Origin of the sequence: Thermovenabulum sp. (genome assembly GCF_049701175.1) — a bacterium.
GTDB lineage: Bacteria > Bacillota > Thermosediminibacteria > Thermosediminibacterales > Thermosediminibacteraceae > Thermovenabulum.
On the sequence record NZ_JBNATW010000015.1, the window covers coordinates 1 to 23,136 of the forward strand.

General features: G+C 37.7%; 24 protein-coding genes. 3 read left to right on the forward strand and 21 right to left on the reverse strand.

The features are described 5' to 3' along the window. Positions 1-155: 155 nt before the first annotated feature. The 3 genes from ACPLVF_RS06495 to ACPLVF_RS06505 all read right to left on the reverse strand — a co-directional run bounded on the left by ACPLVF_RS06495 (position 156) and on the right by ACPLVF_RS06505 (position 3,387). On the reverse strand, positions 156-1,328 hold the full coding sequence (locus ACPLVF_RS06495; RefSeq protein WP_424907022.1) for a YidE/YbjL duplication: 1,173 nt from the start codon (positions 1,326-1,328) through the stop codon (positions 156-158). A gap of 64 nt (positions 1,329-1,392) precedes the next feature. Then, positions 1,393-2,892, reverse strand: a complete 1,500-nt coding sequence (locus tag ACPLVF_RS06500) for an acetyl-CoA hydrolase/transferase family protein (protein WP_424907023.1) — start codon at positions 2,890-2,892, stop codon at positions 1,393-1,395. Between the two features lie 153 nt (positions 2,893-3,045). After that, positions 3,046-3,387 (reverse strand): DUF3870 domain-containing protein, encoded by a 342-nt coding sequence (locus ACPLVF_RS06505; protein WP_424907024.1) that lies wholly within the window; start codon positions 3,385-3,387, stop codon positions 3,046-3,048. 259 nt (positions 3,388-3,646) lie between these two features. On the opposite strand from ACPLVF_RS06505, the gene ACPLVF_RS06510 reads away from it, so the two are divergent. Continuing rightward, complete coding sequence (locus ACPLVF_RS06510) at positions 3,647-4,411, forward strand: NAD-dependent protein deacylase (RefSeq protein WP_424907025.1); 765 nt, start codon at positions 3,647-3,649, stop codon at positions 4,409-4,411. 12 nt (positions 4,412-4,423) lie between these two features. Here ACPLVF_RS06510 and sfsA read toward each other — a convergent pair whose 3' ends face one another. From sfsA to ACPLVF_RS06550, 8 genes are all read right to left on the reverse strand, one after another. Continuing rightward, positions 4,424-5,119, reverse strand: a complete 696-nt coding sequence (gene sfsA / locus ACPLVF_RS06515) for a DNA/RNA nuclease SfsA (protein WP_424907026.1) — start codon at positions 5,117-5,119, stop codon at positions 4,424-4,426. Between the two features lie 10 nt (positions 5,120-5,129). Continuing rightward, on the reverse strand, positions 5,130-5,828 hold the full coding sequence (locus ACPLVF_RS06520) for a DUF6391 domain-containing protein (RefSeq protein WP_424907027.1): 699 nt from the start codon (positions 5,826-5,828) through the stop codon (positions 5,130-5,132). 105 nt (positions 5,829-5,933) lie between these two features. After that, positions 5,934-6,809, reverse strand: coding sequence for a CoA-transferase subunit beta (locus ACPLVF_RS06525; RefSeq protein WP_424907028.1), 876 nt, complete (start codon positions 6,807-6,809; stop codon positions 5,934-5,936). A gap of 15 nt (positions 6,810-6,824) precedes the next feature. Further along, positions 6,825-7,946 (reverse strand): CoA transferase subunit A, encoded by a 1,122-nt coding sequence (locus ACPLVF_RS06530; protein ID WP_424907029.1) that lies wholly within the window; start codon positions 7,944-7,946, stop codon positions 6,825-6,827. Positions 7,947-7,949: 3 nt separating this feature from the next. After that, entirely contained in the window at positions 7,950-8,207 is a 258-nt protein-coding gene (locus tag ACPLVF_RS06535; RefSeq protein ID WP_424907030.1) for a hypothetical protein, read from the reverse strand. A gap of 11 nt (positions 8,208-8,218) precedes the next feature. Then, positions 8,219-9,619 carry a sodium:solute symporter family protein gene (locus ACPLVF_RS06540; protein WP_424907031.1) on the reverse strand — a complete coding sequence of 467 codons (1,401 nt, stop codon included), beginning with the start codon at positions 9,617-9,619 and terminating at the stop codon, positions 8,219-8,221. A gap of 185 nt (positions 9,620-9,804) precedes the next feature. Further along, on the reverse strand, positions 9,805-10,188 hold the full coding sequence (locus ACPLVF_RS06545; RefSeq protein ID WP_424907032.1) for a DUF1284 domain-containing protein: 384 nt from the start codon (positions 10,186-10,188) through the stop codon (positions 9,805-9,807). Positions 10,189-10,195: 7 nt separating this feature from the next. Beyond that, positions 10,196-10,705: a thioredoxin family protein gene (locus ACPLVF_RS06550; RefSeq protein WP_424907033.1), complete on the reverse strand. Its 510-nt coding sequence runs from the start codon at positions 10,703-10,705 to the stop codon at positions 10,196-10,198. Between the two features lie 251 nt (positions 10,706-10,956). Between ACPLVF_RS06550 and ACPLVF_RS06555 the strand changes: the two genes are divergently transcribed. Both ACPLVF_RS06555 and yfcE read left to right on the forward strand, forming a co-directional pair. Next, positions 10,957-12,294 carry a CCA tRNA nucleotidyltransferase gene (locus ACPLVF_RS06555; RefSeq protein WP_424907034.1) on the forward strand — a complete coding sequence of 446 codons (1,338 nt, stop codon included), beginning with the start codon at positions 10,957-10,959 and terminating at the stop codon, positions 12,292-12,294. After that, complete coding sequence (gene yfcE / locus ACPLVF_RS06560) at positions 12,295-12,843, forward strand: phosphodiesterase (RefSeq protein WP_424907035.1); 549 nt, start codon at positions 12,295-12,297, stop codon at positions 12,841-12,843. Here yfcE and purD read toward each other — a convergent pair. The 10 genes from purD to purE are packed head-to-tail and all read right to left on the reverse strand — an operon-like array spanning position 12,835 to position 23,122. After that, a complete protein-coding gene (gene purD / locus ACPLVF_RS06565; RefSeq protein WP_424907036.1) occupies positions 12,835-14,091 on the reverse strand; it encodes a phosphoribosylamine--glycine ligase in 1,257 nt (418 codons plus the stop codon). The two genes, yfcE and purD, sit on opposite strands and share 9 nt — an antisense overlap. A gap of 24 nt (positions 14,092-14,115) precedes the next feature. Further along, positions 14,116-15,681: a bifunctional phosphoribosylaminoimidazolecarboxamide formyltransferase/IMP cyclohydrolase gene (purH, locus tag ACPLVF_RS06570; RefSeq protein ID WP_424907037.1), complete on the reverse strand. Its 1,566-nt coding sequence runs from the start codon at positions 15,679-15,681 to the stop codon at positions 14,116-14,118. Next, positions 15,647-16,315 (reverse strand): phosphoribosylglycinamide formyltransferase, encoded by a 669-nt coding sequence (purN, locus tag ACPLVF_RS06575; RefSeq protein ID WP_424907038.1) that lies wholly within the window; start codon positions 16,313-16,315, stop codon positions 15,647-15,649. The genes purH and purN overlap by 35 nt, the downstream gene beginning before the upstream one ends. Continuing rightward, entirely contained in the window at positions 16,303-17,328 is a 1,026-nt protein-coding gene (gene purM, locus ACPLVF_RS06580; protein WP_424907067.1) for a phosphoribosylformylglycinamidine cyclo-ligase, read from the reverse strand. Before purM ends, purN begins: the two co-directional genes overlap by 13 nt. A 25-nt stretch (positions 17,329-17,353) precedes the next feature. Then, complete coding sequence (gene purF / locus ACPLVF_RS06585; protein ID WP_424907039.1) at positions 17,354-18,772, reverse strand: amidophosphoribosyltransferase; 1,419 nt, start codon at positions 18,770-18,772, stop codon at positions 17,354-17,356. Continuing rightward, positions 18,754-20,952 (reverse strand): phosphoribosylformylglycinamidine synthase subunit PurL, encoded by a 2,199-nt coding sequence (purL, locus tag ACPLVF_RS06590; protein WP_424907068.1) that lies wholly within the window; start codon positions 20,950-20,952, stop codon positions 18,754-18,756. Before purL ends, purF begins: the two co-directional genes overlap by 19 nt. Next, positions 20,945-21,661 carry a phosphoribosylformylglycinamidine synthase subunit PurQ gene (purQ, locus tag ACPLVF_RS06595; RefSeq protein WP_424907040.1) on the reverse strand — a complete coding sequence of 239 codons (717 nt, stop codon included), beginning with the start codon at positions 21,659-21,661 and terminating at the stop codon, positions 20,945-20,947. Before purQ ends, purL begins: the two co-directional genes overlap by 8 nt. Beyond that, complete coding sequence (gene purS / locus ACPLVF_RS06600) at positions 21,658-21,912, reverse strand: phosphoribosylformylglycinamidine synthase subunit PurS (protein WP_424907041.1); 255 nt, start codon at positions 21,910-21,912, stop codon at positions 21,658-21,660. Before purS ends, purQ begins: the two co-directional genes overlap by 4 nt. Before the next feature lie 11 nt (positions 21,913-21,923). Continuing rightward, positions 21,924-22,628, reverse strand: a complete 705-nt coding sequence (purC, locus tag ACPLVF_RS06605) for a phosphoribosylaminoimidazolesuccinocarboxamide synthase (protein WP_424907042.1) — start codon at positions 22,626-22,628, stop codon at positions 21,924-21,926. Further along, positions 22,625-23,122 (reverse strand): 5-(carboxyamino)imidazole ribonucleotide mutase, encoded by a 498-nt coding sequence (gene purE / locus ACPLVF_RS06610; RefSeq protein ID WP_424907043.1) that lies wholly within the window; start codon positions 23,120-23,122, stop codon positions 22,625-22,627. Before purE ends, purC begins: the two co-directional genes overlap by 4 nt. Between the last annotated feature and the right edge of the window lie 14 nt (positions 23,123-23,136).

Sequence of the window (23,136 nt, forward strand, 5' to 3'; positions counted from 1 at the left end):
TTTCTCTTCCTGTATCCTATTGAGGCTTTCTTTATCAAACAAGTTTGTTCCCTCCCAATTACAAATTTTAAAATATTACAGGGAGAAATGGGTAACAGTTTTTAATAAAAATTCTGTTACCCATTCCTTAATTACTTAAAAACCAAATTTATATGTTACGCACCTAAAACAGTATGAAGCAGTATAGTCCATATTACCATGAAAAGAAGAGCTATAGGATATGTTGCACCATAACCGGTAGCAACTTCATCAGTTCCAGTAGCTTCTATAGCCGCACCTAAACCGGGTGTGCTTGTCATTCCGCCACATATAGCTCCAGAAAGAAGTATCCAGTTAATCTTCCAGATATACCTTCCGATTAAAAATCCTACTAATTCAGCAAATAAACCGGATACAAAACCAATAACACATAGTATAACACCTGTCTGTTTTACTACTTCTACCACGCCCGCACCGCTATCAAGACCTACTATTGCGAGGAAAAACGCAAGACCAAGTTCTCTAAAATTTGCCAAGGTTTCCTTAGGCATTCTGGTATTTAAAGAACCTATTTTGCCGAAATAGCCCAACAAAAGTGCTGATATTAATACGCCACCTGTTGTTTCCAACTTTATAGGTGTTGCAATTCCTGGAATTCTGAAGGGTATACTTCCTATAATTATTCCCAATGCAAGTATTATACAATAACTTAAAAGATTGAATTTTTCTTTTACCTGAGTAGGCTCAGACTTCTGGTTTTTATCTCCCTGCACTCCCTGCATCATTTCCATCCTATACTGTTCCAATTCTTTTTTAACATCTATCCGGAATATCAATGGAGCTAATTGAACAAAAAGTATAACAACTATTACTCCGAAGGGATAAGCTACTGCGTGACCTATGGTTATATTTGGATTATTTTTGGTAGCTTCAAGGGCAGCTGCAAGGCCCGGTGAGCTCGTAAGGGCTCCGGTATAAGTCCCCGATACCAGATAGGGATCAAGAGATCCTTGATACATCAATGTAAGAATATAAGTAGCAAAAGCTCCGGCAAAAGTTATTATAATTCCTAACAAAACAAATTTCAGTCCGTAAAGTTTTATTACTCTTCCTATGTCTTTGGCTGCTAACAAACCAACTGCTGATACAAATATTATTAAACTGAAGGTAAAAAGAACTTTTTCTGGTTTATATCCAAGAGCGCCAAAAATAAGGCCTACAAAAAGTGCTCCCGATGTCTCAAGGCTTATACCCTTTACCTTGATTTTCCCTAAAATCAATCCAAGAGCAGTAACAACAAACAGGATGAAAAATTTATTGCCCATTACACTTTTAATAAACGCATCCACAGTTTTCCCTCCTTTAAAATTTTTGAGTAAAAGAATTACTTAAATATTAGCCTTACAATTTTTTTTAAATCATCCTCCCTTCTTTTAAAAATTTTGTATGCCAAGAAAAAGCTTCTTCAAGAATATGCGGAGTATGGGTTAAGCCTGCTTTTTCTATTGCTTTATTGAAGTATTCCATTAAGGCATCTTTAAAATCGGGATGTGCACATTTTTTAATAATCTCCTTGGCTCTTTCCTTAGGACTTAATCCCCTTAAATCAGCAAGGCCTTGTTCTGTAACGACAACCATTACATCGTGCTCAGTGTGGTCTACATGAGAAACCATTGGTACTATGCATGAAATCGCCCCGTTCTTTGCAGTAGAAGGAGTAGCAAATATGGATATATAAGCATTTCTTGTAAAATCTCCTGAACCTCCGACGCCGTTCATCATCTTTGTCCCCATGATATGAGTTGAATTGACATGTCCGTAAATATCTACCTCAATAGCTGTATTCATTGCTATAACACCAAGACGCCTTATTATTTCAGGATTATTACTTATTTCCTGCGGCCTGAGTATTATTTTTTTTCTGTAAAAATCAATATTTTTGTAGAATCTTTCAAGTCCCTCTTCTGAAGGGGTAACAGAGGTACCGGAGGCAATTACCATTTTCCCGCTGTCCAAAAGGTCAAAAACTGCGTCCTGTATCACTTCGGAATAAAATTCAAGTCCTTCAAAGGGTGAATCCAATAAACCTTTCAAAACTGCGTTAGCAATATTGCCAACACCCGATTGTAACGGAAGTAAATTTTTGGGGAGCCTTCCCTTTTTAACCTCATTTTCTAAAAACTCTATAAGATGTTCGGATATTTTTTTAGACGTCTCGTCAACAGGCGCAAGAGGTCTTACACTGTCCTTTCTATTGGTAAGGACAATAGCTGCAATTTTATCAGGATTGCACGGTATATAATTTTCCCCAATTCTTTGATCTACCTTGGTTAAAGGAATAGGTTTTCTATTAGGAGGATTTTCCGGTGTATAAATATCGTGCATACCCTCAAGTTCTAAAGGATGACTTTCATTCAGCTCAATTATCACCTTTTCCGCCATTTCTACAAAAACAGGACTATTACCCACAGAAGTGGCTGGAACTATACCCCCATCCTCCCTAATGGCAACGGCTTCTATTATTGCTATATCAATTTTCCCAAGAAATCCATATCTTATCATCTGCGGCATGTGGCTAAGATGAAGATCCACAAATTCTATTTTCCCCGAATTAATAGCATTTCTTATACTTTCATTGGTCTGATAAGGCATTCTCTTTATCAGTGCATTGGCTCTTGAAAGGGTACCATCCAGCTCGTCGCCCACAGAAGCCCCAGTATAAAGGGTAATCTTTAGATTTTCCTTTTCTGCTCTTTTTGCAATCGCTATTGGTACTTCTTTTGGATAGCCAGAAGGTGTAAAACCGCTGGTAGCAACAATCATACCGTCGTTAATTAAATTAGCTGCTTCTTCAGCTGTCATAATTTTGTCTTTTAAGCTCTTTAAACGCAATCTTTCATTGGAAACATTCATAAATGATCACCTCGAGAATTTTTTTGTAAAAATAAAAGCGGCCCAAGACAGCAAAATAACGCTCTCTTAGGCCGCACATCACCTGCTTTTGTGACAAAAGGCCTTTTTGTCACCGCAGATAAATGGCCTTACATAAATTTTAATTATTTTTTACTATTCATCATCGCTCTCAATATTTCTTAAATAATCTCTGTATTTCATGTGGCATATTTTTAAAGCAGTAATTATAGATTTTTTAGCGGTACCTAAATATTGTCTTTCAAATATGTTAATTATTTCATCGATCTTTTTCATACTTTTACCTACAACAACGTCTTTAAAAAATTGTTTAGCTACAGAAGTTGCAAGAGTTATATCTGCATCAACAATTTCTGAAGTTTCAATATCAACACGTAAACCAATCCCTACAATACTGTAAAGTTTATATGCCGTTGTTTCTTCAGGCAATTTTGCATAACCCGTTATTAATATTTCATTTTTATTAATGTTTTGCATTAGCAACACCTTATTATTTATTATTTGTGATAATAATTACTTTTTCTTGTTTTTTTATTTCGACAAAATTTAATAAATTCCTTCAATAAAATTATATGTATACAGTATTTTTTTGGTGCCACCTCCCCTGGAAAGCGTCATATCCTTAACGGATGGGTCTCTGAAACCTACAGGTTTTTTGAAGTATTTATAAGAACGTTTTTTTATATATAATATATCTTAAATAAAGATGATAATATTTATGAAAGGAAGGAGAGTTATGATACAAAACCTTCAATGTTTCAATGAAAAAATAGAGGCTTTAAAAAATCTTTTGCTGAAAAATAAAAAAAATATAATCCTTACAGGTGCTGGTATCAGCACAGAAAGCGGGATACCTGATTATAGAAGCAAGGGCACGGGGCTTTGGGAAAAATTTGACCCCATGAAGTATGTTAGTGTGACCGTTCTTTTGACGGAGCCTAAAAAATTTTTCGACTTTAATATTCCTACATGGACAAAGTATGTAAATGCCGAACCCAATATAGCACATAAAGTAATAGCAAAGTTGGAAGAAATGGGATATATTCAAAGCGTAATAACTCAAAATATAGACGGACTTCACATAAAAGCCGGTTCAAAAAAAGTAAGGGAAGTCCACGGACATTTAAGGACCTGTCACTGTATAGAATGCAAGAAAACCTTTCCCTTTGAAGAGATGTCTGGCCAGTACTTTTCCGGCATAAATCCTCCAAAATGCAGTTACTGTGGCGGCATGCTTAGGCCTGATGTGGTTTTATTTGAAGACCCTATGGGTAAGGATTACTTAAAAGCCCTTGAAGATATGGAGGGATGTGAGCTCTTGATTGTTGTTGGAAGCAGCCTGCAGGTTTATCCAGTTGCAGAACTTCCCTCTTTTGCAAAAAAATTAGTTATTATCAATAAAGAACCTACCCCGTGGGATAACTATGCATCTCTTGTCATACACGAATCAAGCGGGAAAGTCTTTAAACACCTTGCTGAAAAGATGAATATAGAAATTTAATAATTTTAAAAACTATATTACAACCTTAATTTTCTCCTTAATACATATATTATTTAATTCCACTTCGCAATTAAACGCAAGCACATCAACACCCGCATTTTGTGCATGAAATAACTTTTCTGCAAAATCTCTATCCATTGCAGCATTGGGGCTAAAAGTAACTGCATCTTTTCTTTGAACTATAAAAATAACACCTGCGCCGTAACCTTCTTTTTTTGCTTCAATTAAGTGTTTCAGATGTTTAGTCCCCCTTTCTGTGGGAGCATCGGGAAAAAGGGCAATTCCTTTTTCCACTAATGTTACCCCTTTGACTTCCAAAAAATAGTTTACGAAATCACCGTTGCCGAGCCCTATATCAAACCGGCTTTCTTTGTATCTAACCTCTGTTTTAACATATTTTAATCCGTTAAAAAAGGGAGCAAGTGCTCCCTTTTTTATTTCTTCCACAGCAAGTTTTGAAGGAAGAAAAGAGTCTATCGACACCAAATTTGAATCCTTTTCAACCAATATAATATCGTATTCGTGTTTTCTTTTTTTGTTTTTCGATAAAAGAAGAATTACCTCTGCTCCCGGTAATAAAAGCTCTTTTAGCCTTCCGCTGTTTGGAACATGGACCGTTATAACTTCACCGTTTAATAAAACTTGGGCCTCAAACCGGTTTAGCCTTTTTAAAAAAGTGGCTTTAAGTTTTTTGCCTTCTATTTTCATATCCTTCTCCTTATATAAAAATCCTAAAACCTCTATTTACATAGCTTGTTTTTATAAAATAAGTCCTGTTAGGATTTAAAATTATTTCAAAGGGGAATCCAAAATACGTCTGACCGTAAATATCCAAAATATCTATATCTCCTACATCAGGATGGGTAGTAAAAAACTTTTGCAGTAAAATACCGAAGGGCTTTGCAATAATATTAGCAAGAAGAAAAGCAAATACAATGTTAATTAAACTAAAGTGCCTGTAAAAAATCAGTATAAGGACAAAGACCAAGGAAAATAAGAAATTTGCTGCAGCGATGGAAGTTCCGCATCTCGGGTGAAGGGCTAAATCGACTTCTCCTTGCCTCATCCTGTAAAGTCCTTCTCTTGCAGCATCCAGCACTTCATAGGGAGGCGGAAGATCCGGTCCCGATAAAGTAAAACCGTTAGAATATGCAAACCCTCCTATTCTTAAATTTCTTCCATATCTTTCTTCTAAAACATTAACCGTTGCATGTTCGAGGCTGTGATTTTTTCTCACTCTCTTATCTGCTGCTATTTTTAATATCTGCCATGGAATGGTTATTACATTGTAAAAAGAGTTAAATATCAGCACATAGGGTAATAAAAATATTGAGCCGATTAAAAAGAATATTAAAAAAGGCAGTATTAAATAGGGAAAGAAAAAAAATAGAATTAAAAGCATCAATAAAAAAGGCATGATATTACCTTCCTTTTAATTGAATTTGTCTTTTGTATTAGTTTGTTATATTATCATTTTATATAATTTATCATTATTTTGCTATACTTTTATTAGATTAATTTTTTATTCTTTTCTTTTGGGTTTCCTTCCCAAATATATCCTGTCAGGATCCACCTTCATCCTTAAAATCATTAATTCTTCTGCGGTGGGAGGTTCCATAACCTTGCATCTTGAAATATCCAAATCAAAGCCTGTATTTTGTCTTACGTATTCAGGGTCAACTCCGGGATAAATTTCATAAAGATAAAGTATTCCCGTTTCGGGATCGGGCTTCATTTTGCAAAGGTCAGTAACCACTACCAAATCTCCACCCCTGAAAAGCCCGTAATCGTACCTTGTTTCTCCCTTAGGTCCTCTTAACCCCGCTGGGGTAGTCAAATACTGAACCTTTTCCGGGAGGCGCCTTTTTTCGTGGACCATCATAGCAATAATTTTGTCAGCTAAACTGGCAATACTGTTTGCTCCACCGCTTCCGGTCAACCTTACATCAGGTCCTTTACCCGTTTCCGAAACCCCTTTAGGCCAGTAGCTTCCTATAGCTGTTGAGTTTAGATTACCGTATTTGTCACACTCCGCAGCACCCAAAACGCCTAAGGTACAGTATCCCCTTGCTGCTAAGGTTCCGAAAGCATCTACAAGGGTAGAAAGGGTTGATGCCTGATAGCACGCCCTTGGGTCAGCTACAGAAACAGGAATATGTTCGATCTTCGGGCCTACCGTACCGGCTTCCAATATTATGGTCATATTAGGAGCATGGGTGTGCTGAGCAAGCATTGCCGCAAGTAACGGCAAACCAGTCCCCACAAAAGCAAAGGCTTCATCGGGCATTTCCCTCGCAGTTGCAACAGCCAAAAGTTCCATGTATGTATATTTTTCCTTTTCTAAGCCCATTTTATTTAAATATTCTTCATATTCCTTTATATTTATATCGACTGGCATTTTTTCACCCTTCCTTTAATTGAATCTATCAAGGTTTGGATTATAGTGGTATTTCGGGTCTGTCCTCAATGAAAAAAGTTTTTTAATGCCTACCTTATTATATAAATAATCCCAATCATCTTTTGTTTCTTTTACATGCTTTTCCCAGAATTCCCTTACCTTTTCCTTAGGCTGATGATTAACCTCTTTAACATAATTTCTAAACCAGGAATAATCATAATCGTAGTAGTTGGGCACGGCACTTGGATAAGCCCCAAAGGGTTGTTCAACAATTGCATGTACAAAATGAGCCGCTATTTGATTATGTTCGGGAACAGCCCTTAATTCTTCAGGCGGGCATATCCTTTCGCATTCTACTATAAGTATCCTACCGCAAAGGGATTGGTCCAAATCCGGCCCAATAAGGCCTTCTATTCTTACAGTGCCGTCCAAAGCAACCCTCTGTGCCCTTACTACGCAGACTTCAGGCATTAAAGGTGGCACAAGGGCTACCTTCACTCCTTCCTTGCCAGTATACTTGGTCGACTTTATCTTACCGTCCCTGTAAGCATTTGTCTTGTTTACACAAGAGTCTTCCCCATTTTTAAATCTCTTCGGCCTTAATCCAAACCCCTCAAAAGGGTCGTCGATGATTTCGTATTTTTTAGGGGGGATACCGGGGTGTATAAATTCACCGTCTTCCCTTTTACCCCTGAGTCCTGCCTTTTTGAAGGTATCGTATTCTATGAGATCACTTCCTATATCTCCCAAACATGGCATAAAAGGAAGTCCTAATCTACCGGCCAAAGTTCTCTGAGCAAAGCTCCAATTGCTGTAATCTTCAATAAGTTCAATTTCTCCCGATTCTATGGCCTGCCTTATAGCATAGGCAACAGGCATACCACCTTCAAGCCCTAAATAAGTGGTTTCCAGCCATTTTATCAATCCAGCCCCTGCCAGCATTTCTTCCACAAGGGTTCCGCCGTTCATAGTTACAAAAAGGTCTTTTATCCCTTGCCTTACAATTTCCCTTGCAATGGTCATGGGCCTTCTTAAAATTGTAAAACCACCAAAGGCTATATGAGTTCCCGGTTTTATAAACCTTTCAACAGCTTCCTTTGCAGTCATAACTTTATTTTTCAAGTTATAATCGGCCATAAATTACCCCTCCTGTAAAGTGAACAATGCTCTCTTTAATCTTTCTTCAAGGCTTTCCATATAATTCCTATTTTCCCTTAAATAAGATATAACATTTTCTATTTCTTTTACTAAACACTCCTTTTCTTCTTCTTTTAACCCTTTTAATTCTCTTGTAAAATTATCCGTTTTTTCTAAAGCTTCCTTTAAGAGAATATTGGGTTCTAAGAGGCTATTTGCACAAGCATTCAAAAGCCATATATAATTCATTAATCTTTGCATATGATCTCCTCCTAATTTTGTTTTAGTTGTTTAGTTTTCTTTCCTGCAACTGCCCCTATTATTATCAAAATTAAACCTATTAAAACACCCGGTATAAGAGGATCAATATATTTAGGCAGTAAAAATTTTCCTAATAATACTGTTGTAGGGCTCAAAATCATGGACAAAATCGCAAACCTTTCATCAACCCTTCCTTTAGCAAAAATAGCAGCACATAAAGGCCCAAATACAGTTGCACCCCTAAGTCCCATAGACATAAAGGTCCACCTTAATATAAGTGATTTGAAATTGCCCGTTATAAAGAGTAAAGTTATCCCAGAAACAACTAATATGCTTATCCTTGTCATTTTTAATAATTCTTTATCACTGGCTTTCTTATTAATAAACTTTGCATAGATATCCTTTGCTAAAATTGTACTTACCCCGAGGGTAAGCCCTGATGCACTCCCGGCTGCAGTAATAAGCAAAGTCGCAAGAATTATCCCTCCTAACAATGGATTAAAAAATTTTATTACAAAAAAGGGCAAAGCCGAAGCAGGATTTAATCCGGGAAACTTAGCCCTCATATAAAGTCCTATAAGAGTTCCAGCAATTCCTATAGGAGGAATAATTAAAGCACTAAGCAACGCGCCTTTTTTAGCTTCCTTAATATCTCTTCCTGAAACCACAGCTTGAAAATAGGTCTGAGTAGAAATAACACCGATTACAAGGGAAAAACCTGCTGCGAAATCTATCCAAACACCCCTGCCAAATAAGCTGAAATATGGGTATGGTGGAAAGGTGGCATGAAGACCAGAAAAACCACCAACACCTTTATAAGCCAAAATACCTCCTATTATCATCCCAATATATAAAAGCATAAGCTTTGCAACACCAACTATTCCCGCACTCCAAACACCGCCGAAAACAACATATACAATCATTATTAATATTGCTATTAATGCAGCGGTTAAGGGCAACATTTTAAACATGGAAGTAATTAAAGCTACAGCAGAAAGAACCTGAGCTATAATACTCAAAAACATACCCATGGAGACAAATATGCTGGAAATCGGTCCAGCGATGTAACCAAATTCTTCGCAAAGAATCTGGGGTATAGTACCTTTGTTGGTTTTATGAAAAGGCTCTGCAAAAAAAAGCGCAAGAAGGAGACATCCAATGCCAGCTCCCAAATTATACCATAAAGCAGAAAAGCCATAAAGGTAAGCAAGTTCTGCTGTGCCAATGGTTGATGAACCGCCTACCAAAGTTCCGGTTATCGCCCCTACAATTACCCATGCATTTGCCTTTCTTCCTCCTGTTGAAAAGTCTGAAGAGCTCTTAACATTTCGGCCGGAAAAATATCCTAAAAGGGTTATAATAAACAATGTAAAAATAATTCCTATAGTATGTCCAATCGTTAGATTATACAATTTAATTCCTCCCTAATTTTGTATATTTTTATTTTTTTTCTGTTAATTGCTAAATTTTTAACCAATTTTTCTGATTAAATGATACAATAAATTTAAAAAATAATCAATGATTATGAAAATGGTTATTTTTTATCTTTTTTCAATATATTAAAAAAGCACCCAAAAAGGTGCTTCAAAACATCAACTTAAATTTTTACAGGGCATTTGCAATATTCCATGAAACTGCAGCCATTGCAAAAATCCTTATAAAATTCTAAGGGTGCATAACTTGCCTTCCTTTTTAACTCATTGAAATTTACAACAACACCCTTTTTTAAATTTAAAAATTTCAAAGCCTTCTCATCCAAGTTTTTTACCTCAGTTTCAGAATCTGCTGAAAAATTGCAGATTTGATTTTTTAAGTACTTACATTCCATGCATATATCATCAGGGCCCTCTACTATTTTTATATCCTCACCTTCGACTAATCTTTTTTTTATAAATTCCACATTTTGTTTGAACCTTTCGTCAATCCCATCACCGTCATAAAAATTCAAACATATTAAATGATGTCCGCGAAGTTTAACCATTATCCCCTCATCTACCCTCTATAATATTCAAAAATTCTTCGGCAATCACATCCGAATAAAGTCCATTTCTATAATTTCTTCGAGCAACGATGTAGTCGGCCTGCATACCTTTTTCGTAAATTTCCTTAATTTTAGAAGGTATTTCTACGTAATTTCCTAACTCTCTGTAATTTTCATCTAAAAATATAAAAGTGGGTATTCTAACTTTTCCATCGTACTTATAATTTTCTAAAATTTCTTCATGACCTTCTTTTGGAAGTATTGTATAATCTATAACTCCTGATCTTTTTGCCATTTTTATAAGGACGGGAACTGCGGCTATACAGTCGGGGCACCAGCTCTCTGCAAAAACTAAGACCCTTATCTTCCTGTTGATATTATCTATCCTTTTTGCAATTTCTTCCGAAAAATGTATGCTGCTGTATATCTCTTCAATTCTCTTTCTTGACTTTTCATCAGCTTGATACAAAAACTCTTCAAAATCTATTCCATTTAAAAAGAGCCTTTTAAAATCCATTCATTCCTCGGTCGCTTAAGCTGAAAAATTTTTTCAGCTTAAGGCTGGGCTATTTATAGTCCGCCCTTTCAAAGTGTATCCACTCCCAGCAGGCGGTTTTTTGGACACACCACAAGTTCATCTACAATAAGTATATCATATAAATTATACATTATACATCTTTAATTCGCCCATAATTTATGTTATATTTTGATTTAATAAGACTAAACTTCATCATTTTTTAACTTTATTTGAAAAAGCTGGAGGTATTTATGCAGTACAAACTCATAATCCCAGATGAGGTCATCGAGGTAATAAAAAGATTTAAAGAAAGCGGATTTGAAGCCTATATCGTAGGAGGAGCAGTAAGGGATGCTCTTTTAAACAGGGAAAACTACGATTTTGACATATCTACAAGTGCCCTCCCCCATGAAATACAAAAGGTTTTCCCTGAAGCTGTGCCTTACGGCCATTTTGGAACCTTTTTATATTTAATAAAAGAAATCAAGATAGAGATAACTCCCTTTAGGGATGATGCCCCTGGTAGGAAGCCAAGCTATACCTTTGGCGGCTCTCTTGAAGACGACCTATCAAGAAGGGACTTTACAATAAATTCTATAGCCTATGACCCATTAGAAGAAAAAATAATCGATCCTTATGGCGGCATTGAAGACATTAAAAACAAAATAATAAGATGTACCGGTTCATCAAAGAGAATATGGGAAGACCCATTAAGAGCCCTTAGGGCTGTAAGGTTTATGGCCCAGCTCAATTTTGCTATAGAGCCTTCTACCTTGTACGCCTTGAAAGCAAAAGCAAAACTCTTAGATACTATTTCGAAAGAAAGAATTAGGGATGAGTTTTCAAAAATCCTTCTTTCAAATTATTCTTATGAAGGACTTGTCATGCTATTACTAACAGGCCTTTTGGACCACATTATTCCCGAACTTTTGGAAGGTATAGGTGTTGAACATTACAACAAACCCTACGATGTTTTGGAGCACAACATAATTATGAGCAAGTATTTAGATAAAAAATTGTACCTTCAGCTTGCAGGAATACTGCATGACATAGGAAAACCTTTTTGCGCTGAAAAAAAGGAATACGGCTTAGATTTTCCCAATCACCATGAAATATCGGCAAAAATAGCAGAAGAAGTTTTGAAGAGATTAAAATACGACAGTAAAACCATAAAAAAAGCTGTATTTTTAATAAAAAACCACATGTTTATCTTTTACCCCCAAGATGACCTTTACAAAGCAAGAAAACTTATTTCACGTGTAGGATGGGACAATATATATGACTTAATTGAAATAAGAAAGGCAGATAGGCTTGCCAGCGGTTTTACTGAAGCTGTAGGTCCAGGTTTGGCCAATTTGATCAATAAGATAAGAATTCTCGAGCAGGAAAATTTAGATTACACCGTAAAAGACCTTGCCGTAACCGGTGAAGATTTAATTAAAGAGCTAAATTTGAAACCCGGCCCTCTTTTAGGTAAAATTCTAAAAGAGCTTTTAGAAGAAATATTAAAAGACCCTTCTTTAAACAAAAAAGAAATTCTCCTTGAAATAGCAAAAAATAAATTGAAACTGGCAAAGGAGGAATTTTAAATGAAAATAGGCCTAATTAGTGACACTCATGGGAGCGTAGAAGGTTTTTTAAAAGCTTTCAAAATTTTAAAGGAATGCGACCTGATAGTGCACACTGGAGATGTATTATATCACGGCCCAAGGAATCCCCTGCCGCCCGGCTATAACCCTCAAAAATTAGCTGAAATACTAAATGAAATTAAGATCCCCATAATTGCAGCCTGCGGAAACTGCGATGCAGCAATAGACCAATTATTGTTAAAATTCCCCCTGCAAAACAACTATGCTCTAATATACTTCAATGCAAAAAAAATAATGGCCCTTCACGGCCATGATAAACCAATCGAAGAATGGTTGAAGCTTTGCAGGGATTGGAAGGTAGATTTTTTAATAACAGGGCATACCCATGTTAAGACCATAGAAAAAATAGACGACATAATTCTCATAAACCCGGGATCGCCTTCGCTTCCAAAAGACGGCATACCTTCCTGCGGTATAATCCTTGAAGATGTTGTAAGGCTTTATAACATTGACACAAAAGAGATAACTATGGAATTTAAATTAATATAATCCAATGTCTTTTCTATAATGCATCCCTTCAAAATATATTTCCCTAAGGGCATCGTAGGCCTTTTCCCTCGCTTCGTTTAAGCTGCTTCCCATGGCAGTAACCGAAAGAACCCTTCCTCCAGAGGTATAATATTCGTTGCCCGATTTTGAAGTCCCCGAATGAAAAACCAAAACTCCTTTTTCCCGGGCTTTTTCAAGGCCCTCTATTTTTTTCCCTTTTTCGTAGCCTAAAGGATACCCTTTCGATGCCGCTACCACATTTACCGAGAAGGCCTTTTCCCATTCAATACTTTTTTTATTCAACTCACCGTTTATTATTTCCTCAAAAATTTTTATTATGTCGCTCTTCAATAAAGGTAAAACCGCCTGCGCCTCCGGGTCTCCAAAACGGCAGTTATATTCCAATACCTTAGGCCCTTCTTTGGTAATCATTAAACCCGCATACAGTATCCCTTTATACGAAATTCCTTCCTTTTTTAGGCCTTCTATTGTCCTTAGAAGGATCTTTGTATAAATCTCATTCATTAATTCATTGTCAATATCAGCACAAGGACAAATAGCACCCATACCTCCTGTGTTTGGCCCTTTATTGCCATCTAAGAGCCTCTTGTGGTCCCTGCTCGGAAGCATAGGTACTATATCATTGCCATCGCAAAAGGCAAGTACTGTAGCTTCCCTTCCTTCCAAAAATTCCTCAACAACAACCCTTTCTCCCGAACTGCCAAAAATCTTTTTTACCATTATGTCTTCTAATGCCGCTTGAGCCTCTTTTTTATCCTGGGCTATGACAACGCCCTTTCCCTGAGCAAGTCCTTCTGCTTTTATAACAATAGGGAATTCTTGACCTTCAATAAAATCCAAAGCCTTCTTATAATCGTCAAAAACCTCGTAAAAAGCAGTAGGAATGGAGTATTTCTTCATAAAATTTTTTGCGTATACCTTACTGCTTTCAAGCATCGCCCCTTCTTTCGTCGGGCCTATTATTTTTAATCCCTTTTTGTTAAATTCATCGGAAATGCCAAAAGCTAAAGGTGTTTCGGGTCCAACCACTGTAATATCTATGTTTTCTTTTAAAGCAAAATTCACTATGCTTTGTATATCTTCGATATTTATGATAACCCTTTCGGCTATTTCTTCCATTCCGGGATTTCCCGGAGCCGCATAAATTTTACTAACCTTTTTGCTTTTTGAAAGGGCATGGCAAAGAGCGTGCTCCCTCCCGCCCTGCCCTACTACCAATACCTTCATCTTTTCCCCCTCCAAAGGCTCAGTTTAATGTTTAAAATGCCTTATACCGGTAAATACCATTGCCAAGCCCTTTTCATCACATGCTCTAATGGATTCTTCATCCCTTATAGAACCACCCGGCTGAATAATGGCTTTTATCCCTGCCCTTGCCGCTTCCTCTACCACATCGGGAAAGGGGAAGAAGGCGTCGGAAGCTAATACCGCATTTTTAGCCCTATCCTTTGCCCAAGCTATTGCCTGCTGAGTAGGCCAAAGCCTGTTTACCTGTCCCATTCCTATCCCGACAGTGCAAAAATCCTTGGCAATAACTATGGCATTTGACTTTACGTATTTTACCACCTTCCATGCAAAAATCAAATCTTCCAATTCCTTCTCTGTGGGTTTTACTTTAGTTACAAACTTTAATTCATTAATATCAAAATCCTTGAAGTCTAAATCCTGTAAAAGAACTCCCCCGCGTATCCTTTTTATATCAAATCCTTCTTCTTGTTCTCTTTTATCAAGATCTATTTTCATTTTTAAAATCCTCAAATTCTTTTTTTGCCTTAAAATATTTAAAGCCTCTTCGTCAAAATCGGGAGCGATAATTATTTCCAAAAATATGCTGTTTAAAACTTTTGCAGTTTCTACATCAACCTTACGGTTTAGGGCAACAATACCGCCGAAAATAGATACAGGGTCGGCCTCATAGGCTTTGGTAAAAGCCTCAAAAATATTTTCACCAAGGGCTACACCGCATGGGTTTGTATGTTTTATGGCAACCGCACAGGGTTTTTCAAACTCCCTTACTATGGCTATAGCTGCCTCAATATCATTGATATTGTTAAAGGAAAGCTCCTTCCCGTTTAAAATTTCTGCAGAAAATACGGTGCCCTCCCCAACTTGCACTTCTTTGTAAAGGGCTGCTTCCTGGTGGGGATTTTCCCCATAACGCAGTTTTTCTACCTTTTCAAAGGTTAATGTAAGGGTTTTGGGGAATTTTTCTATATTTACTCCTTTTTGCATTAAAGTCTTTCTAAAATAATCGGCAATTACAGCATCATAGTGCGAGGTATGTTCGAAAACCTTTAAGGCAAGTTCAAACCTTTTTTCAAAACCAACATCGCCTTTTGTCTTCAATTCCTCAATAACATCAGAATAATCCTCTGGGTCGCAGATTACTATGACATCTTCAAAATTTTTGGCAGCTGCTCTAAGAAGGGTTGGCCCGCCAATGTCGATATTTTCGAGGACTTCCTCAAATTCCACATTTTCTTTTAAAATGGTATTTTTAAAGGGGTATAAATTCACAACAACCATATCGATAGGTGAAATCCCTTGCTCTTTCAGTTCTTTCATATGTTTTTCATCTTTTCTCTTTGCAAGGATTCCACCGTGAACCTTGGGATGCAGGGTTTTTACCCTGCCTTCAAGCATTTCAGGGAACCCCGTATAATCGGAAATGTTGATTGTAACGATTCCTTCCTTTCTTAAAATATCGGCGGTTTTCCCGGTAGAAATTATTTCAAAGCCCAAATCTACAAGGCTTTTTGTAAACTCTACCACGTTTTTTTTGTCATATACCGAGATAATTGCTCGCTTTTTCTCCATCACTAAGGCCTCCTTTTATTTTCACCCTTCTATTTTCAATAATTAGCCTTTTTTCCGCAAAAAGTTTAACGGCAAGGGGGAGAATTTCATGCTCAACCCTTTTTACCCTTTCCGCTAAGACTTCCGGAGTATCATCATCGAAAACAGGTACTGCCTTTTGTAAAATGATAGGGCCCGTGTCGGTGCCTTCATCCACAAAATGCACCGTTGCTCCCGTTATTTTAACTCCGTAATTTATTACAGCTTCATGCACCTTAATTCCGTAATAACCCTTTCCGCAAAAGGAAGGTATTAAAGAAGGATGAATATTGATTATTTTATTTGTGAATTCGCTTACAAAATATGGAGATAAGACTTTTAAAAAACCTGCAAGTACCACCAGTTCCACCTGAAAATTTTTTAAAATCTCAACCATCCTTTTTTCAAATTCCAAGTTATTGCAAAATTCTTTCTCATTTACAAAAAAGGCAGGAATACTCTCCGCTTCAGCCCTTTTTAAAGCAAAGGCTTCTTTTTTATTTGAAATTACCACAGCTATTTCACAGGGCAAAAAACCCTTCTTTACTCCGTCAATAAGGGCCTGAAGGTTGGTTCCGCTACCCGATACAAGTACCCCCACTTTTAATTTTTGCAAAACGATACGCCCCTTTCTCCCTTAAAAACCTCTCCTATTACAAAAGCCTTTTCCCCGTTTTCTTTTAATATTTTTATTGCCCTATCAACTTCCTCTTCAGGAATGATTATTATAAGCCCGATTCCCATATTGAATACCCTAAGCATTTCCGTCTCTTCAATTTTTCCTATGCTTTGTATAATATTAAAAATTGGCGGCACTTCCCAGCTTCCAATGAAAAAACGAAAGCTTAGGCCTTGTTTTAAAACCCTCGGCGGGTTTTCAATAAGTCCGCCACCGGTAATATGGGCAATGCCTTTTATTTTGAAATCCTTTAATAGCTCTAAGGCCTTTTTATAAATTTTTGTGGGAGTCAAAAGTTCTTCCCCCAAGGTTTTACCCAATTCTTCAATATAAGTGTTGTAAGAAAGCCTGCCTTTTTCAAAAAGCACCTTTCTTGCAAGAGAAAATCCATTGCTGTGAAGTCCCGAAGAAGATATGCCAATTACCCTGTCTTTTTCTGTAATTTTCGAACCGTCAATAATATCCTTTTCCTCCACAGCTCCCACTGCAAAACCTGCAAGGTCGTATTCCTCTTCTTTGTAAACCCCCGGCATTTCCGCTGTCTCCCCACCTATAAGGGAACAACCGGCCTCCCTGCAGCCGTCCGAAATGCCTTTTACAATTTTTTCTATTTTTTCCGGCACGAGTTTCCCGCATGCTATATAGTCAAGGAAAAATAAGGGCTCTGCCCCGGTCACCAATATATCGTTGACGCACATAGCCACAAGGTCTATACCAATTGTGTCGTGTTTGTCCAAGTCTTGCGCAATTTTTATTTTTGTCCCCACTCCATCGGTGCCGGAAACAAGAACGGGGTTTTTATACTTTTTCAAATCCAATTTAAAAAATCCGGCAAATCCGCCTAAGTCCCCCATGACCTCTTTTCTATAAGTTGTGCGCACGTGTTTCTTTATAAGTTCAACCGCTTTGTTGCCTGCATCGATATCTACACCTGAAGATTTATAGGTTATTTTTTCCATAACATTCTCTCCTGTCTTAACATTTTTCAAATAGGTATTTCCTACCTTCCCTTGGCACCTCAACGGGATACTCGCCCGTAAAGCATCCAAGACAAAAACCCTTGTTATGTCCCGTTGATTTTATAAGCCCTTCTGTGCTCAAATACCCCAAGCTGTCAGCACATATACTATTTTTTATTTCTTCTAAACTTAAACTTGCTGCAATGAGCTCTTTTTTCGTAGGTGTATCTATGCCGAAATAGCAGGAAAACCTTACTGGAGGTGAGGTTATTCTCACGTGTACTTCCTTTGCCCCTGCTTCTTTAAGCATTTTTACAATCTGCCCGCTGGTAGTCCCTCGAACTATTGAATCATCTATCATCACTAACCTTTTGCCGCTTATTTCTTCCTTTAAAGGGTTTAACTTCAACCTCACTCCCAAGCTTCTCACCTTTTGCCCCGGCTGTATAAAAGTCCTGCCGATGTACCTATTTTTTATAAGACCTATACCGTAGGGAATTCCTGACTCGTAAGCATAACCCATAGCTGCGACTGTCCCTGAATCCGGAACACCTATTACCAAATCCGCATCGCATGGACACTCTTTTGCAAGAATCCTTCCTGCATTAAACCTCGCCTTATGAACATTTATGCCGTCAATGGTGCTGTCAGGACGGGCAAAATATACGAATTCAAATATGCAGAGAGACTTTTTTGCATTAAAAGGCTTAATGCTTTTTATACCTTTTTCATCTATGATTAATACCTCACCGGGTTCGATGTCCCTTATAAACTCCGCACCTAAGGTATTAAAGGCACAGCTTTCAGAAGCAATTAAATAACTTCCGTTCAATTTTCCCAAACAAAGGGGCCTTAAGCCATAAGGGTCTCTAATTGCTATCAAGGAATCCAAGGTCATCAAAACGAGGGCATAAGAACCCTTTATATACTCCATGGTTTTTACAACAGCGTCAATCAAGTCGCTTTTAGTTTCCCTTGCAATCAAATGTGCAATAACTTCGCTGTCAACCGTTGTCTGAAAAACAGCTCCTTTTTCCTCTAAATCTCTGCGTAAAATGTCCGCATTTACCAAATTGCCGTTGTGAGCAACACCAAAAAAACCGTTTTTATACTTTACCACAAAAGGCTGAGCATTAACTGTTGTAGTAGAACCTGTAGTCGAATACCTCACATGCCCTATGGAAATTTTGCCCTGCAAGTCGTCTAAGATCTTTTCATTAAACACATCGTTCACAAGCCCAAGCCCTTTATGGTATAAAATCTCTTTTCCATCACTTACAGCTATTCCTGCGCTTTCCTGTCCTCTGTGCTGTAAAGCAATCAGAGCATAAAATACTGTGCGGGAAATTGCCGGATCTTTTTCCTTTGAATATATACCGAATACTCCGCACTCCTCCTTTAATTTGTCCTCTCTCATTATTTCTCCAAAGACCATTTTAAAGAATTCCTCCATATATTAGTTATTTCTTTTAAACTAAGGGCTATTTTTGAAACCCTATTATTATTCCTTATAACAATCTCAAAATCGTCTTTATCCACAAATCCTATAACTTTCAAAATTATACCTTCTTCATCTGCAAGCCTTTTCAAAGTTGGAAATTCAGCTTCATCAATGCTTATTATTATTCTTGACTGGGCCTCTCCGAAAAGAACCGCGTCCTCGCGAAGATCGGTAAAAATCTCCCCTTTAAAACCTAATCCGCCTAAGATGGCACATTCGGCTAAAGCAACTGCAAGCCCGCCTTCGGAAACATCATGAGCGGAATTTATAAGCCCGAGCTCAATAGCTTTTAAGCAAAATTCTTGAACCATTTTTTCTTTTTTAAGATCAACCTTAGGAGGTTTACCGTATCTTATATTGTGTATGTTTTTTATATATTCGCTGCCTCCGAGTTCGTCGGTATTTTCTCCTATTAAAATTACAAGGTCTCCTCTCTTTTTAAAGGCCATATTTGTGTGTTTTGAAATATCTTCTATTAGCCCTACCATGCCGACAACAGGTGTGGGAAGCACAGCCTTGTTTTTGGATTCATTGTAAAAACTTACATTTCCGCTCACCACTGGAATTTTTAAGTATTCTGCTGCTTCAGCCATACCTTCTATGCTTTTTACAAACTGGTATATAACTTCATTCTTTTCAGGATTTCCAAAATTTAAGCAATCGGTTATAGCTAAGGGTTTTGCACCGCTTACCACAATGTTTCTTGCCGCTTCCGCGACAGCCTGCTTGCCTCCTTCATAAGGGTCTAAATAGCAGTAAAAAGCATTGCAGTCGCAAGTTAGGGCAATCCCTTTTTTAGTGCCTTTTATCCTTAAAACCGCAGCATCGGAACCTGGCGGCACCACCGTATCCGTCCTAACCATGTAGTCGTATTGAGAGAAAATATAAGATTTGTCCGCTATATTGGGTAATGATAAAAGCTTTTTAAAAACTTCATTTAAATCTTCGGGTATTTTTATGTCATCGTTATTAAGTTCCCTTTTAACTTCTGGTTCAATAATTTCATGGATGACAACAGGAGCCCCTTCGGCCAAGGATTTTGCAGGAACCTCGGCTACTTTTTTACCCTTTTCTAAAACCCTCAGCATTCCATCATCGGTTACCCTTCCAATCTTCACCGCGTTCAAATCCCATTTTTTAAAAGCATCTATTACCCTTTCTTCATATCCTTCTTTTACTATAAGAAGCATCCTTTCCTGAGATTCAGAAAGCATTACCTCATAGGGTGTCATGCCTTCCTCCCTTTTTGGGACAAGGTCCACATCTATTTCTATGCCTGTACCTGCCCTTGCTGCTGTTTCAGAACAAGCTGAAGTTAGACCAGCAGCTCCCAAGTCCTGTATTCCAACAACAAAATCGTACTTTAGGACCTCAAGGCATGCTTCAATTAAAAGTTTTTCTATAAAAGGGTCTCCTACCTGAACAGAGGGCCTTTTTTCCTTAGAATCCTCTGAAAGCTCTTCCGATGCAAAACTTGCGCCGTGAATGCCGTCGCGCCCGGTCAAAGCCCCTACAAGCATTACTGAATTCCCCACGCCCTTTGCCGTACCCTTTTTTATTTCGTCAATTTTTATAATCCCAACACACATGGCATTTACCAAAGGGTTTTCTTCGTATTCGTCGCTAAAATAGGTTTCACCACCAACCGTCGGAATGCCCACCGAGTTCCCATAATCGCCTATACCTGCAACTACATTGTTAAAGAGGTATTTTACACGAGGTTTTTTAAGTTCCCCAAATCGCAAAGAATCCAACAATGCTATAGGACGTGCCCCCATAGCTACGATATCACGGATAATCCCGCCTACTCCAGTTGCCGCTCCCTGATAAGGCTCAATAGCTGATGGATGATTGTGACTTTCGATTTTCAGCACTACTGCTAACCCCTCTCCAATATCTACAATACCAGCATTCTCCCCAGGGCCTACCAGTACCCTTTCTCCTTTTGTGGGAAATTTTTTGAGATAGGTTTTGGAATTTTTGTAGCTGCAGTGTTCAGACCACATTACGGAGTACATCCCCAGTTCTATAAAATTGGGCTCCCTTTTTAAGGTTTTCACGATTTCTTCATATTCTTCTTGATTAAGTCCAAGTTTTTTCGCCTCATCAAGCATTGCCACAAAAGAGCCCTCCCTTCATATATTCTAAAATTGATTCAAAGAGTTTTTTCCCGTCCGTATTTTTCAAAATTTCTTCAGCACACCTTTCCGGATGAGGCATAAGCCCTAGTACATTCCTGTTTTCGTTGCATATGCCCGCAATATTTCTCACAGAACCGTTGGGATTTGCTTTTTCCGTTAGGTTTCCCTCTTCATCGCAGTAGGTAAAGACTATCTGTTTACGAGTTATTAATTTTTCTATAGTTTCCGGGGATGCATAGTAATTTCCATATCCGTGGGCAATAGGCATTTTTATTATTTCGTTTTCTCTATATAATTTTGTAAAGGGAGTACTATTGTTTTCCACCTTTAAATAAACATCGTGGCAATGAAATTTTAAATCTTTGTTCTTCATCATCGCCCCTTCCAAAAGCCCGGCCTCTAACAAAATTTGAAAACCGTTGCAAATGCCCAGGACAAGCTTTCCCTTTTCCGATGCCCTTATTACACTTTCCATTGCATTGGAAAAACGGGCAATGGCTCCTGCCCTCAAATAATCACCGTAAGAAAAACCCCCGGGCAGCACTATAAGGTCAAAATCGTTGGGTGAAAATTTTTCTTTATGAAAAACGTAATCCGTATTTTGTCCTAATACATCCCTCAAAACATAAAAACAATCTACATCACAGTTAGAGCCTGGGAAAACGATAACAGCACACCTCATCTTTCTTCCTCCACTAATATAAAGGAATAATCTTCTATAACAGGATTTGCAAGAAGGCTTTCACACATTTCCTTAACCTTTTCTTCTGCCTCGCCTTTATCTTTCGATTCCAATGTCAAAAATATCACCTTCCCAATTCTGACCTCTTTTACATCTAAAAAGCCCAAGTGGTGCAAAGCCCCTTTTACCGCCTGCCCCTGAGGGTCCAAAACCCCTTCTTTGTAAAAAACCTTAATCTCAGCTTTATACATTAATATACCTCCTAATCCTTAACCCTGTTTAAAACTTCCTTATAAGCCTCTATGATATTCCCCAAATCCCTTCTGAACCTGTCCTTGTCGAGTTTCTCCTTAGTTTTGCTGTCCCAAAAGCGGCACGTATCCGGCGAAATCTCATCTGCTAACAGTATTTTTCCGTCCTTTTTCCCAAATTCCAGCTTAAAATCCACAAGGAGGATATCCTTTTTTATTAAGAACTCCTTTAATATGTCGTTTACTTTAAATGCCATTTCTTCAATCTGTTTTAATTCTTCTTCTTCCGCAAGGCCAAGAGCTAAAATATGGTAATTATTAATCATCGGATCTCCTAAGCGATCATCCTTTAAGCAAAATTCAAGTACCGGCCTTTTTAATCCCGTCCCTTCTTCTATGCCGTATCTTTTGGCCATGCTTCCTGCAGCAATATTTCTAACAATTACCTCGATCGGTATGATCTTAACAGATTTAACCAGCATTTCTCTGTCGTTTAATCTTTCTACATAATGGGTTTCAACCCCGTTTTTTTCCAGTAATTCAAAAAATATTGAGGAAATAATGCAGTTTAATACCCCCTTCTCTTCAATAACACCCTTCTTTTTGCCGTCAAAAGCTGTTGCTTCATCTTTGAATTCCATAATGTATAAGGAATCATCTTCAGTCCTATAAACCTTTTTTGCTTTGCCTTCATATAAAAGTTCCAATTTTTTCATAACTTTTCCACCTCTCCTCTGATTTTCTCATTTTTTTCAAAAACCTCTTTTTTAATTTTTTCTCTATAAATTTCTAATTTCTCCTTAATGTTTATATCATTTATGGATAAAATTTTAGCCGCATAGAGCCCTGCATTTTTAGCCCCATCAATGGACATGGTAGCCACAGGAACTCCAGGCGGCATTTGTACAATAGACAATAGAGCATCCAACCCATCCAAGGTCGAAGATTTTATAGGCACACCTATGACTGGAAGATTGGTTAGGGACGCAATAACCCCTGGAAGGTGTGCTGCTTTTCCGGCACCTGCAATAATAACCTTAAATCCCTTATGCTGTGCATTTTTAGCAAACTCAAAGGCTTCTTCAGGTGTCCTGTGTGCGGAAATAACGAATACCTCAAAACTTATCCCCAATTCCTTTAAAATGAGAGCAGCTTCTTTCATCACCGTAAAATCCGAATCGCTTCCCATCACGATGGCCACATCGGACATAATAATCTCCCCCT